The organism is Flavobacterium tibetense (assembly GCF_003293845.1).
GTDB classification, from domain to species: Bacteria; Bacteroidota; Bacteroidia; order Flavobacteriales; family Flavobacteriaceae; genus Flavobacterium; species Flavobacterium tibetense.
In genome coordinates this window covers 56,393-69,542 of sequence record NZ_QLST01000002.1, presented here as the reverse complement: position 1 = coordinate 69,542, position 13,150 = coordinate 56,393, and the positions used below count along the sequence as shown (strand labels likewise).

The window sequence follows — 13,150 nt, the reverse complement described above, 5'->3', positions numbered from 1 at the left end:
AATATATCTTATATTTGGGTAACTAATCACTAAAACTATTTTTTATGGAAATGAATTATTTAGCCATTTTAGTGGCAGCAGCATCCAGTTTCGTAGTCGGATTTATTTGGTACAATCCAAAAGTTTTTGGAACCATTTGGATGAATGAAATTGGCATGACTGAAGAAAAAGCGCGCCAAGCCAATATGGCAAAAGTTTTCGGTTTGAGTTTTGTGTTCGCATTCATGTTGGCATTTATGTTGCCTACGATTGTGATTCATCAAGTTGGAGCAGCACAATTAGCTGGTGGAAATGCCAATGATCCAGCATTAATCGCTTTTTTAGAAGTGCATGGCGACATGTTTAGAACATTCCAGCACGGTGCTTTACACGGATTTTTTGCAGCATTGTTTATCGTATTCCCAATTTTAGCTACTAACGGTTTGTATGAACAACGTTCATTTAAATATATTTTTGTAACCTCGGGTTATTGGATGGTTACTTTAACCATTATGGGAGCCATAATCTGCGGTTGGAAATAATTTGAAAATTGCATTTTTATTAACACTTTTATTAGCATATCGTCTTACATTTGTAGGACGATTTTTTTATTTTGACGCCAACATTTTCAATTTACAAATCTTCTGAATTACTTCCAAAAGAATGGGATTCAATTGCTGCATCTACTATTTTCTTGCAATCCAATTATTTGAAAGTGCTTGAAATTTCGGCGCCAAAAAACATGACATGTCATTTTATTGGCGTTTTTAAAAATCAAGAATTGGTGGGTGTGGCACTTTCACAATTTATCGATTTGAATAAAGTAAGTTCTTATGGTGAAAGAGATTCCAACATAAAAACTGCTGCTAGAAAATTTGTCTTCAAGAATTTTTGTTCGCATGTGTTGTTTATTGGCAATAACATGTTAACGGGACAAAATGCTTTTGCTCATTCCAATGCTATTTCGTCTACCGAAATGATGCAAGTGTTGTTACAAGCGGCGAAAGCTTTAGAAAATCAATTCAAAGGCGAAGGAACAAAAGTGCATTTGACCGTTTTTAAAGATTTTGAAGCAAACGAAGCTACTGTTTTATCCAAAGTTCTTCCTGATTATTACCAATTTTCAACCCAACCAAATATGGTTTTTGACATTCCAAAAGAATGGGAAACTGAAGACGATTACATAAAAGCACTTTCTAAAAAATACCGCGACCAATTCAAACGCGCCAGAAAAAAACAAGTGGAAATTCAGAAGCGAAAACTGCCACTAGAAGAAATCCAACAACGTAGAAAAGAAATCTACAGTTTGTATGAAACCGTAGCACAAAATGCACCATTCAACACGTTTATGCTCACCGAAAATCATTTTGAAACCTTAAAAGAAAATTTGAAAGACAACTTCTTGTTTTACGGTTATTTTTTGAACGAAAAATTAATTGGTTTTAATACGTTAATCAAGAATGGCTCTGCAATGGATACGTATTTTTTAGGCTACGATTTGTCGATTCAAAAAGAGAAGATGTTGTATTTGAACATGTTGTACGACATGGTAGCCTATTCCATTAAAAAGCAATTTGAAACCATAGTTTTTGCTAGAACCGCTTTAGAAATTAAAAGTTCAGTAGGAGCGAAACCAGTTGCGATGAAAGGATTTATCAAACATCACTTTTTTGCCGTAAACAAATGCATTGGAACTATTTTCAAATATTTAGAACCCAAAACCGAATGGCAAGAACGCAATCCATTCAAGGATTAATGAATAACCAAACGCATTAAATCTTCCAATTCATGCATTTGCGGAATTCCTTTTTTTCTATTTTCTCTTGCAATGAAATAGAGTACAAACCAAAAAACCACCATCAATCCCATCATAGTAAAATCAAATCTCATCGGTTGGTTGAGTGACCAATGTGTGTAAGCCATCATAGCAAACACAAGAAAAACTCCAGCAATTATAAAATGCAGAAACATAAAAAATGTCCATAACAATTGTTCCGGACCAAATAAGCCTTTTACCGTTGTGGTTTGGTCTTCGTTAGCTTCCAATTCAATTTGAAGAAACGGCGAATAATACGTTCTTTTATGTTTACTGAAATACAAATAAACATGGTCGTCGATAATTTTGATTTGGTAATCGGCAACCAATTCTTTTTTGAGCAACTTGGCTTTTTCTAAAATTTCTGTAACGCTCTTAGCGCTAGTTTCTTCGAATCTCGGACGAAGTGCGATGCTTTTTTCGGGTTCCATTTTGAAAGCTTTGTGCTAATATATAAATTTTTAACAAATGTTCCTTAAATTTTATTGCCCTAGCCCAGACAGGAATGAAAACCCCGCAAAGTTTTTAACTATTTTTTCTTTTATTGCTGGTGCGACCTCAGAAGCGGCAGCAATATACTAGAAAAAAAGGCGAAAATTTGTGGAGTTGTAATGAATGGCTGGAAATAGCTTCAAAAAAAAGTGTACCTTTGCAAATTCAAAAAATGAAGTATGAATAATATTGTAGCCATAGTAGGAAGACCAAATGTAGGGAAATCAACCCTTTTTAACCGCTTGATTCAGCGTAGAGATGCGATTGTGGATTCGGTTAGTGGTGTGACTCGTGATAGAAATTATGGAAAAAGTGAGTGGAACGGAAAAGCCTTTTCGGTAATTGATACGGGTGGTTATATTAAAGGATCGGATGATGTTTTTGAAGGAGAAATTCGTCGCCAAGTAGAATTGGCCATTGATGAAGCCGATGCCATTATTTTTATGGTGGATGTGGAAGAAGGCATTACCCCAATGGATGCTGAAGTAGCAAAATTACTTAGAAAAGTAACCAAGCCTATTTTGGTAGCCGTAAACAAAGTAGATAACGGTCAGCGTGAAAAAGATGCGGTTGAGTTTTACAATTTAGGTTTAGGCGAATATTTCACGATTGCAGGAATGAGTGGTAGTGGAACTGGAGAATTACTTGACAAATTAGTAGAAGTTTTACCTGAATTACCGGATGTTGTTGAAGAAGAAAATCCGTTACCAAGATTTACTGTTGTTGGGAGACCTAATGCAGGAAAATCATCGTTTATCAATGCATTAATTGGTGAAGATAGATTTGTGGTAACTGATATTGCTGGAACAACAAGAGATGCCATTGATACTACATACAATCGTTTTGGTTTTGAGTTTAAATTAGTTGATACTGCAGGAATTAGACGTAAAGCGAAAGTAAAAGAAGATTTAGAATTTTACTCGGTTATGCGTTCGGTAAGAGCGATTGAGCATAGTGATGTTTGTATTTTGATGATTGATGCTACTAGAGGTTTTGAAGGTCAAGACCAAAGTATTTTTTGGTTAGCAGAAAAGAATAGAAAAGGAATCGTAATCCTAGTTAATAAATGGGATTTGATTGAAAAAGATACGATGTCGACACGTGATTATGAAAGAAAAATACGTGAAGAATTACAACCTTTTACAGATGTGCCTATTTTATTTGTTTCGGCATTAACCAAACAACGTTTGTTGAAAGCATTAGAAACTGCGGTTGAAGTTTTCGAAAATAGAAAACAACGCATTGCCACTTCGAAATTCAATGAAACGATGTTGCCTATTATTGAGCACAATCCGCCACCAGCATTGAAAGGGAAATATGTAAAGATTAAATTTTGTATGCAATTACCAACACCAACGCCTCAGTTTGTGTTCTTTGCTAATTTACCACAATATGTGAAAGATCCCTACAAACGCTACCTAGAAAACAAACTAAGAGAGCATTATAATTTCTCTGGTGTTCCAATAGATATTTATTTCAGACAGAAATAAATGTTAAAATTCGTAAGATTTTTTTATTTACACAATAAAATAAGACTTTAGCTGTTAATTAGAAATTGAAACTAACTAACAGCTTTTTTTATGCTCAAGAAATTTTTATTGTACTTCGTTTTTATTCTTCCATTTTTTATTTCAGCCCAAAATACCATCACCATAAAAGGGAAAGTAGTTGATTCTACTACAAATTCAGGCTTAGAATCAGCAACTGTTTATGTAAAAACGGTTAAAGACTCTTCAGTTGTAGATTATACGATTTCTGCTAGTAATGGAAATTTTCAAATGAAATTGAAGAAAAGTGATTTGCCACATGTTTTGAAAATTTCGTACAATGGTTTTAAAGAGATTTCAAGAAGTCTTAAAAATTTAAATGAAGACCTTGATTTTGGAATTTTTGTAATGGAAGAAAATATTGGAAATTTAAATGAAGTTACTGTAGCAACTGAAATACCACCAATTACCATTAAAAGCGATACGTTAGAATTTAATGCGACTTCTTTTAAAGTACGCCCTGATGCCAATGTAGAAGCGCTTTTAAAACAATTACCTGGAGTTGAGATTGACGAGGAAGGAAAAATCACAGTCAATGGAAAAGAAGTGAAAAACATCTTAGTAAATGGCAAGCCTTTTTTTGGAAAAGACGGGAAAATTGCAACAAAAAATTTACCAGCTGATATAATTGATAAAGTTCAAGTAACTGATTCTAAGACTAAAGAAGAAGAATTATCAGGTCAAGATGCCACTTCAAATGATAAAACTATCAATCTTACCATTCAAGAAGATAAAAACAAAGGATTATTTGGTAAAGCCACTGCAGGATATGGAACTGACGATCGCTATGAATCCAGTTTGTTATTCAATTATTTTAAAGATACTCAAAAAATCAGTATTTTGAGTTCTTCCAATAATATTAACTCGGTAGGGTTTTCAATGGATGAAATATTTGACAATATGGGCGGCGGAAGAAATACTTCAATTTGGATTAATGATAACGGAAGTTTCGGGATAAATGGCAGGCAATTTGGAGGTAATGAAGGAATAACACAATCAAATTTAATTGGAATTAATTTTGCAGATGAGTGGGCTAATAAGAAAATCAACCCAAACGGAAGCTATTATTATTCTAGTGCTGAAACAAACAACAACAACAGAACCAACAGAATTAATTTATTACCCACAGGGAATACCAATACATTGGCGGAATCAAGAACTCGTTCGATAACAGACGGACATTCCATTTCTTCTGATTTTGAAATAAAATTAGATTCAACTACAACACTTTATCTTAGTCCAAACTTCTCGAAAAACGAGATGAGAAACAAGAATTCAGGATTTGAAAACACCTTTGATGAAAATCAAGTAGCTTTGAACGAGAATACTAGAAATAATAATTGGATAAGCCAAGAGAATAAGTTTAGTAACAGTCTCTATTTTTATAGAGGTTTGAAGAAAAAAGGTAGAGGAATAAGTTTTTCTTTCAACAACGAAAATAGTCAGAATGAATCAGAACTAAACACACAAACTGCAACTATTTTCTTTCAATCGGGAAATGCAAACGACGAGCGTGATCAATTTCGACTAGATCGTTCTAAAAATGACAGTTTCAGGTCTAGTATTCGCTATAACGAACCAATTTTAGATTCGCTAAACCTCTCTTTTGAGACAATTTATAGTTATAAAAAAAATGATGACGTTAGACAAACATTCGATTTTGACGCTATTTCAAATTCTTATTCTAATTTTAATAATTTGCTTTCCAATGAGATTTCATCAACAACTAATTCAATCACTCCAATGGTTGGATTAAGTTTAAGAAAAAAGAAAATTAGAGGAAGTCTTTCTGTTGGAACAGAGATCATACGCTTTGAAAATGAGTCTTTGTATTTATCTGATAAAACAATGGTCAATAAAAATTACATTTACCCTAAAATGAATGGGTATTTTAGCTTAACATTGGGGAAATCAAAATCGATTTATAGTTATTTTACATACAGTGTTAATTTACCTACTGCAAATCAATTGTTACCATTTGAAAACCTTGCTAATCCAATTAATACAATCATTGGAAATGCAAATTTGAAACCAACTGAAAATTACACTTTATACTCCAATTACAATAATTATGATTATGCTACTAGAAGTGGATTTTATGCTTATTTTGGCGGAGATTTTAATGTAAATCAAGTTGTAGCTTCGACAGTTTTTAATGAAGATTTTAAAGCAATTACAACTTATGAAAATATAGATAGAGCTTATAATTCATATGTTGGGTTTAATTATAATAAATCGTTGAAAAAAGAAAAAAGAACTTTTAAATATGGCTTTGGAATGCAATTTTCTCAAAATTACAATCAAGGTTTAACCAATAATACGTTATTTGAGTCACAAAGTTTTACATTAAACCCACGAGTAAATGTAACTTGGTCAATTGACGAAATCATTACCGTTAATCCATCTTACCGCTATACTTTCATTTCTAACGACTTTACAAATTATATTATTGATAATGCCCAAAATTTCTTGCACAGTGCTAAGCTAGAAATTACCAGTTATTGGCCAAAAAAATTCGTTTTTGGAAGTGATTTTGGATACAATTACAATTCTAATATTGCAGACGGCTTTCAAAAAGATTTTTATTTATGGAATTTAAGTTTGGGATACAATTTTTACAAAGACAAACTAACAGCAAAAGTTAAGGTTTACGATGTACTAAATCAAAACATAAGCGCAACAAGAACCATTACCCCAACAGCCATTACAGATATGGAAAATACAGTATTACAACGTTACGCTATGTTTTCATTAACGTATAAATTAGAAAAATTTGGAGGTAAAAAAGATGATGGAAACGGAATGATATTTATGGACTAAAACAAAAAACTCGTTAGGAAATACTAACGAGTTTTTTTATTATTTAATGTCAAATTCAATGTCGAGTTCAAGTTCAAAAATCAAGTTCAAACAAAAATTTCAATAATTTAAATTCCAATTATCTGAAATCTGAACATCCGAAAATCTTAGTGAACTTTGTGCCTTCTTTGTTTCCTTTGTGGTTAAAAGAAAGAATTCCAATATTTTAAATTCCAAATTCCAAAATCAGAAAATCTAATTTCTTACGTCTCTTTTTTTGGAACACAGATTTAAAAAATAGAAAAAAATAAAAAATCTTAGCGACTTCGTGTCTTCGTGTCAAAAATCCGAAAATCAATCTCAAAACTTTCCACTTTGTACTTTTTACTTTCCACTTTGATTCCTACCAACTTCCGCCAGCACCACCACCAGAGAATCCACCGCCGCCAAAACCACCACCGAATCCGCCACCACCAAAACCACCGCCTGATGAGCCACCGAATCCGCCACTTCTTCCTAAGCTACTTAGTATAATAATGTCGCCCAAACTTGGTCCAGCAAATCTTCCGCTGTTGCCACCTCGACCACCTTTGTTTTTGGAAGAAAGTATGATTATTACAATTACAATTCCTATAAAAATAAAAATAGGAATCGGAGAAGATTTTTTGTTTGATTTGCGTTGACCTTTGAATTCTCCGTTTAAAACATCAAAAATAGCATCAGCACCTTTGTCTAAGCCGTTGTAGTAACTTCCTGCTTTGAATTCTGGAGTAATTATATTTCGTATAATTTCTCCATTAACTCCAGCTGTTAAACGTATTTCTGCACCATAACCGGGAGCAATCCAAATTTTTCGGTCGTTTTTAGAGAGAAGAATTACAATTCCGTTGCCTAAGTCTTTTTGTCCAACACCCCATTCTTGACCCCATTGTGGCGCTAATGTACCAATGTATTCGCCTTTTAAATCTTCAATTGTAATAACTACAATTTGCGTAGAAGTAGAATCAGAATATCGAATCAATTTATTTTCTAATTGCGCTTTTTCATTCGGACTCAACAAATTCGCATAATCATAAACACTGGTTTGAAAACTTGGTTTTTTAGGAATATCAAACTGAGCAAATGAGTAATTTATTCCAAAAAGAAAAAGGAAAAGCAATCCAATCCAACTATTGGTATTTGAAATTTTTATATTGGAATTTCTCATAGTTTTCCTTTGGAGATTTCGTTTGATAGTTCATTGGTATCGTCATGTTGGAACGGGAAATACGTTTGTAAGCGTTCGCCAGCTCTTAAAATGCCTTCTACCAAACCTTTTTTGTATGCTTTGTTCTTGAAATTGGAAATCACAACATCTTTGGTGCATTCCCAAAAATCAGCTTCCACTACTTTATTAATGCCTTCGTCTCCAAGAATCACAAAGGAATGATCCGCCACGCCAACGTAAAATAAAACGCCATTACGCTGTTCTGTTTCATGCATATTTAAGGTAAAAAAAACCTCCTTGGCTCTTTCGAACGGAGGTTTTTCTGTATGTTCTTCTAAATGCACACGTATTTCACCCGAAGTGTTACTTTCAGCTTCAGTAATAGCACGAACAATTTCTTGTTCTTCTTCAGGAGTTAAGAAATCTTCTGCTTGCGACATTAGTTTCCAAAATCAAATTCTACATCCACTGGTTTTTCAGCGCCTTCTACTGCTTTAAACATCGATTTTTCTTTGTATTCAGATAAGATTAATTTTCTTGGTATTTTTAAAACGTAGTTGTTGTAACTTTCAACTTTTTCATTGAAACGCGTTCTTGCAGTTAAAATTTGGTTTTCAGTACTAGCCAATTCGTCCTGTAACTTCAAGAAATTTTGGTTTGCTTTTAATTCTGGATAACGTTCAACAGTAACCAATAATCTAGATAACGCAGAAGACACACCGCTTTGTGCTTGACTAAATTGTTCAAACTGTTCTGGAGTAATATTGGTTGGGTCAATAGTAATTGAGGTTGCTTTTGATCTGGCACTAATCACTGCTTCTAAAGTTGATTTTTCAAAATCGGCAGCACCTCTAACGGTTTTTACTAAGTTTCCAATTAAATCGTTTCTCCTTTGGTAGGCACTCTCAACATTTCCCCATTCTTTGTTAACCGCTTGTGAAACAGTAATTGCTCCATTTTTAACATTTACATACCAAAATCCGATAAGAAGCAGAGCTCCTCCAATAATAATCCAAGGCAAGAATTTTTTCATAATTTTTAATGTTTAAGTTTATTGATTTTTGTTTATAGTTCGTTTTTAAGTGCTGAAAGTTGGGCTTTAATGGTTTCCAATTTTCGTATGATTTCAAATTTATCTAGCGTTTTCTTTTGGTTTTCTTTCAAGTGAATTTTTGCTCCTTCCAAAGTAAAACCTCGTTCTTTAACCAAATGATAAATCAATTGTAAATTTTTCACGTCTTCTGGAGTGAATTTTCGGTTTCCTTTGGCGTTTTTCTTAGGTTTTAAAATGTCAAATTCTTTTTCCCAAAAACGAATCAAGGAAGCATTCACGTCAAATGCCTTGGCAATTTCTCCAATGCTGTAGTATAATTTATCTTGGGGTAAATTGATATGCATAATTTTTTAAAATTCCAATGTTTAAAATTCCAAATTCCAATGTTATTAGTGTTTAGTCGCAGTCTCAGTTTTCAGTCTCAGTAGGTCTATTCTCTTTCATCTAATCTCTAACATCTTCCTAGTCCAATGACTGATTTTCTTGGTTCGCTAATTTACTAATCGCTACATATTCTTCAGCAGAAATACTTCCGTAGTAGAAATTAATTGGGTTGATGCGTTCACCGTTTTTCAAAACCTCATAATGCAAATGCGGTGCTTCACTTCGTCCTGTACTTCCTACGTAGCCGATAATATCACCACGTTTTACGCGTTGTCCTGGTCGGCAGTTGTATTTGCTTAAATGCGCATACAAAGTGATGTAGCCAAAACCATGATTAATTTCAATATGATTCCCATAACCTGACAACGAATTATCTGCTTTTAAGACAACACCATCACCAGTGGCAAAAATGGGTGTTCCTGTTTTCGCTGTAAAATCCATACCATAATGAAATTTTCTAATTTTGGTAAAAGGATCATTACGATACCCATAACCTGATGCCATTCGCTTTAAATCTTCATTTTTTACCGGTTGGATTGCTGGAATAGCTGCCAATAATTTTTCTTTTTGTTTGCCCAATGTTACAATATCATCTAAAGATTTCGATTGAATGGCTAGTTCCTTCATCAAACCATCAATACGTTGTGAAGTGTTGATTATTAGTTCGGAATTATTGTAACCTTCTAAGTCTCGGTAACGATTTACACCACCAAAACCTGCTTTTCGTTCCTCTTCCGTAATTGGACTTGTATTAAAATAGATTCTGTAAATATTGTTGTCGCGTTCTGAAATGGCTTTTAGCGCTTCATCCATTAAATCGGCTTTTTTGTTCAAAAGCTTGTAATTTAATTTCATGCTTTCCAATTCGCTGGTTAGTAATTTGTCTTTTGGTGTTTCAAAATAAGGAGTATTAATCAATAAAATCAAACCCAAAAATCCAAACAAAGCAGACGCCACTAAAAACAACAAAATATAACCAAATTTCTTGCGTTTTTTTGTTTTTATGCGCTTGTATGCTAAATTTTCGGAATCGTAATAATATTTTACCTTAGACATGTTCTAAAATTACTATTTTTGCACCAAATTTATTGGTTACCATTGGTTATACGAACAAATTTAAGAAATGTTTCATTCCAAAGCTATTTTATTTTCATTGGAACTCAGATTTTTCTTTTTTTGGGAGAACCCGAAAACACATTTTAAAGCACAAGTATTGAACTAAATTATTGATAATGAAATCGCAAGACATTCGTAAAGCATACCTGAATTTTTTTGAATCGAAAGGACATTTAATTGTTTCTTCTGCGCCAATCGTTTTGAAAGACGACCCAACCTTGATGTTCAATAATTCGGGAATGGCCCAATTCAAAGAATATTTCTTAGGAAACGGAACGCCAAAAAGTCCAAGAATTGCCGATACGCAAAAATGTCTTCGTGTTTCGGGAAAACACAATGATTTGGAAGATGTAGGTTTTGATACTTATCATCATACGATGTTTGAAATGTTAGGGAACTGGTCGTTTGGTGATTATTTCAAGAAAGAAGCATTAGCTTGGGCTTGGGAATTTTTAACCGAAGTATTGAAGTTAGACAAAGATCGTTTGTATGTTTCGGTTTTTGAAGGAAATCCAGCAGAGAATGTTCCGTTTGACCAAGAAGCGTTTGATATTTGGAAACAATATGTTTCAGAAGATCGTATTATTCTTGGGAATAAAAAAGACAACTTTTGGGAAATGGGAGACCAAGGGCCGTGTGGACCATGTTCGGAAATTCATATCGATTTAAGAACCGATGCAGAGCGTGCTGCAGTTTCTGGAAGAGATTTAGTAAATGCCGATCATCCGCAAGTAGTGGAGATTTGGAACAACGTATTTATGGAATTCAACCGTAAAGCCGATGGTTCGTTAGAAAAATTACCAGCCCAACACGTAGATACCGGAATGGGATTTGAGCGTTTGTGTATGGCGATGCAAAACGTAACTTCAAACTACGATACGGATGTTTTTACTCCGCTTATCGCGAAAGTTATAGCAATTACAGGATTAAAATACACTTCAAACGAAGTTAAAAATATAAGTGAAGAGCAAAACAAAACCAATATTGCGATTCGTGTAATTGTGGATCACGTTCGTGCGGTAGCTTTCGCTATTGCTGACGGACAATTGCCTTCAAATACTGGTGCTGGTTATGTAATTCGTAGAATTTTGCGTCGTGCGATTCGTTACGGATTTACGTTTTTAGGAACGAAAGAACCTTTCATTAATAAATTGGTAGAAGTTTTAGCGAATCAAATGGGCGAATTTTTCCCAGAAATTAAATCGCAACAACAATTGGTTACCAATGTAATTCGCGAAGAAGAAGCGTCTTTCTTAAGAACTTTAGAGCAAGGATTACAATTGTTAGATAAAGTAGTTGCTGAAACATCTGGAAAAGAAGTTTCTGGAGAAAAAGTATTTGAATTGTACGATACTTTTGGTTTTCCGAAAGACTTAACCGCTTTAATTTTAAAAGAAAAAGGCTATTCATTTAACGAAACTGAATTCGAAACCGAATTACAAAAACAAAAAGCGCGTTCTCGTGCAGCTTCGGAAGTTACGACTGACGACTGGAAAGTTTTAATTGATGGAAATGTAGAAACGTTCGTTGGTTATGACCAAACGGAAAATAACGTTAAAATCACTAGAATTCGTAAAGTTGATTCTAAAAAAGATGGTGTTTTGTACCAAATTGTTTTAGATAATACGCCGTTCTATCCAGAAGGTGGTGGACAAGTGGGCGATAAAGGAACATTAGTTTCTGCAAACGAAACGATTGAAATTATCGATACGAAAAAAGAGAACAACTTAATATTACATTTCGCAAAACAACTTCCAGAAAATGTGGAAGCTGGATTTGTTGCCAAAGTAAATACCGATTTAAGAACTTCGACTTCTAAAAATCACTCGGCTACGCATTTGATGCATTTGGCTTTGCGAACGATTTTAGGAACTCATGTGGAGCAAAAAGGTTCATTGGTTAACCCAAATTACTTACGTTTCGACTTCTCACATTTTTCTAAAGTTTCGGATGAAGAATTGCGACAAGTAGAAGCTTTTGTAAATGCTAGAATTGAAGAACAATTGCAATTGGTAGAACATAGAAATATTCCAATCCAACAAGCAATGGAGCAAGGTGCAATGGCATTATTTGGAGAAAAGTATGGCGATAATGTTCGTATGATTGAATTTGGAGATAGTAAAGAATTATGTGGTGGCATTCATGTGAAAAACACGGCTGATATTTGGCATTTCAAAATTGTTTCGGAAGGCGCTGTAGCAGCTGGAATTCGTCGTGTTGAAGCGATAACGGGTGATGCTGTGAAAGATTTCTACAAAAACCAAGAAAATACGTTAGCAGAAATCAAAGAAGTATTGAAAAACCCACAAGATGTTTTAAAATCAGTGACTTCGTTACAAGATGATAATGCAAAGTTGAAAAAACAACTAGAGCAATTAGTAAAAGAAAAAATTGAAGGATTAAAAAATACCTTAGTTGCCGATTTCCAAGAAATCAACGGTATTCAATTTTTATCAAAACAAGTCGATTTATCCATGAGTTCGACAAAAGATTTGGCACAAGCTATTGGGATTTCAAAACCAAATGCGTTTGTATTTTTAGCTTCAATTGAAGACAATGCACCAAACATTCACTGCTACATTTCAAAAGAATTAGTTGCTGAAAAAGGATTAAATGCTGGAAACGTCATCAGAGAATTAGGAAAACTAATCGACGGAAATGGTGGCGGACAACCGTTTTTTGCTTCAGGAAAAGGTAAGAGTGTGGATGGAATTAAGGAAGCGATTGAGAAAGCGATTGAATTTTTAAAATAAAAA

The 13,150-nt window shown here is 33.9% G+C and carries 11 protein-coding genes; 5 read left to right on the top strand and 6 right to left on the bottom strand.

Annotation, left to right across the window (positions count from 1 at the left end; genetic code table 11):
• Positions 1–44 precede the first annotated feature (44 nt).
• Together DPN68_RS02010 and DPN68_RS02005 are read left to right on the top strand one after the other, a co-directional pair.
• Positions 45–521 carry a DUF1761 domain-containing protein gene (locus tag DPN68_RS02010; protein WP_113987927.1) on the top strand — a complete coding sequence of 159 codons (477 nt, stop codon included), beginning with the start codon at positions 45–47 and terminating at the stop codon, positions 519–521.
• A 71-nt stretch (positions 522–592) separates the two neighbouring features.
• The gene (locus DPN68_RS02005) at positions 593–1,735 is read left to right on the top strand and encodes a peptidogalycan biosysnthesis protein (protein ID WP_317047759.1); all 1,143 of its coding nucleotides are present in this window, start codon (positions 593–595) and stop codon (positions 1,733–1,735) included.
• Here the strand turns inward: DPN68_RS02005 and DPN68_RS02000 are convergent.
• Positions 1,732–2,226, bottom strand: a complete 495-nt coding sequence (locus DPN68_RS02000; protein WP_113987925.1) for a hypothetical protein — start codon at positions 2,224–2,226, stop codon at positions 1,732–1,734. The two genes, DPN68_RS02005 and DPN68_RS02000, sit on opposite strands and share 4 nt — an antisense overlap.
• Before the next feature lie 240 nt (positions 2,227–2,466).
• Between DPN68_RS02000 and der the strand changes: the two genes are divergently transcribed.
• Both der and DPN68_RS01990 read left to right on the top strand, forming a co-directional pair.
• Positions 2,467–3,777 (top strand): ribosome biogenesis GTPase Der, encoded by a 1,311-nt coding sequence (der, locus tag DPN68_RS01995; protein ID WP_113987924.1) that lies wholly within the window; start codon positions 2,467–2,469, stop codon positions 3,775–3,777.
• Positions 3,778–3,867: 90 nt separating this feature from the next.
• Complete coding sequence (locus DPN68_RS01990) at positions 3,868–6,654, top strand: outer membrane beta-barrel protein (RefSeq protein ID WP_113987923.1); 2,787 nt, start codon at positions 3,868–3,870, stop codon at positions 6,652–6,654.
• Positions 6,655–7,036: 382 nt separating this feature from the next.
• Here DPN68_RS01990 and DPN68_RS01985 read toward each other — a convergent pair whose 3' ends face one another.
• The 5 genes from DPN68_RS01985 to DPN68_RS01965 form a co-directional block, all read right to left on the bottom strand.
• Positions 7,037–7,840 (bottom strand): TPM domain-containing protein, encoded by an 804-nt coding sequence (locus DPN68_RS01985; RefSeq protein WP_113987922.1) that lies wholly within the window; start codon positions 7,838–7,840, stop codon positions 7,037–7,039.
• Positions 7,837–8,280, bottom strand: a complete 444-nt coding sequence (locus tag DPN68_RS01980; protein ID WP_113987921.1) for a TPM domain-containing protein — start codon at positions 8,278–8,280, stop codon at positions 7,837–7,839. The genes DPN68_RS01985 and DPN68_RS01980 overlap by 4 nt, the downstream gene beginning before the upstream one ends.
• Entirely contained in the window at positions 8,280–8,873 is a 594-nt protein-coding gene (locus DPN68_RS01975; RefSeq protein ID WP_113987920.1) for a LemA family protein, read from the bottom strand. Before DPN68_RS01975 ends, DPN68_RS01980 begins: the two co-directional genes overlap by 1 nt.
• A gap of 32 nt (positions 8,874–8,905) precedes the next feature.
• The gene (locus tag DPN68_RS01970) at positions 8,906–9,238 is read right to left on the bottom strand and encodes a MerR family transcriptional regulator (protein WP_113987919.1); all 333 of its coding nucleotides are present in this window, start codon (positions 9,236–9,238) and stop codon (positions 8,906–8,908) included.
• Positions 9,239–9,356: 118 nt separating this feature from the next.
• Entirely contained in the window at positions 9,357–10,334 is a 978-nt protein-coding gene (locus DPN68_RS01965; protein WP_113987918.1) for a M23 family metallopeptidase, read from the bottom strand.
• A gap of 176 nt (positions 10,335–10,510) precedes the next feature.
• Here DPN68_RS01965 and alaS point away from each other — a divergent pair, with 176 nt between their 5' ends.
• Positions 10,511–13,147 (top strand): alanine--tRNA ligase, encoded by a 2,637-nt coding sequence (alaS, locus tag DPN68_RS01960; protein WP_113987917.1) that lies wholly within the window; start codon positions 10,511–10,513, stop codon positions 13,145–13,147.
• The last annotated feature ends 3 nt before the right edge of the window (positions 13,148–13,150 follow it).

Coding starts and splice junctions, on each gene's coding strand:
- DPN68_RS02010 (WP_113987927.1), top strand. CDS start 45: ATGGAAATGAATTATTTAGCCATTTTAGTGGCAGCAGCATCCAGTTTC.
- DPN68_RS01980 (WP_113987921.1), bottom strand. CDS start 8,280: ATGTCGCAAGCAGAAGATTTCTTAACTCCTGAAGAAGAACAAGAAATT.
- der (WP_113987924.1), top strand. CDS start 2,467: ATGAATAATATTGTAGCCATAGTAGGAAGACCAAATGTAGGGAAATCA.
- DPN68_RS01985 (WP_113987922.1), bottom strand. CDS start 7,840: ATGAGAAATTCCAATATAAAAATTTCAAATACCAATAGTTGGATTGGA.
- DPN68_RS02000 (WP_113987925.1), bottom strand. CDS start 2,226: ATGGAACCCGAAAAAAGCATCGCACTTCGTCCGAGATTCGAAGAAACT.
- DPN68_RS01965 (WP_113987918.1), bottom strand. CDS start 10,334: ATGTCTAAGGTAAAATATTATTACGATTCCGAAAATTTAGCATACAAG.
- DPN68_RS01975 (WP_113987920.1), bottom strand. CDS start 8,873: ATGAAAAAATTCTTGCCTTGGATTATTATTGGAGGAGCTCTGCTTCTT.
- DPN68_RS01970 (WP_113987919.1), bottom strand. CDS start 9,238: ATGCATATCAATTTACCCCAAGATAAATTATACTACAGCATTGGAGAA.
- alaS (WP_113987917.1), top strand. CDS start 10,511: ATGAAATCGCAAGACATTCGTAAAGCATACCTGAATTTTTTTGAATCG.
- DPN68_RS01990 (WP_113987923.1), top strand. CDS start 3,868: ATGCTCAAGAAATTTTTATTGTACTTCGTTTTTATTCTTCCATTTTTT.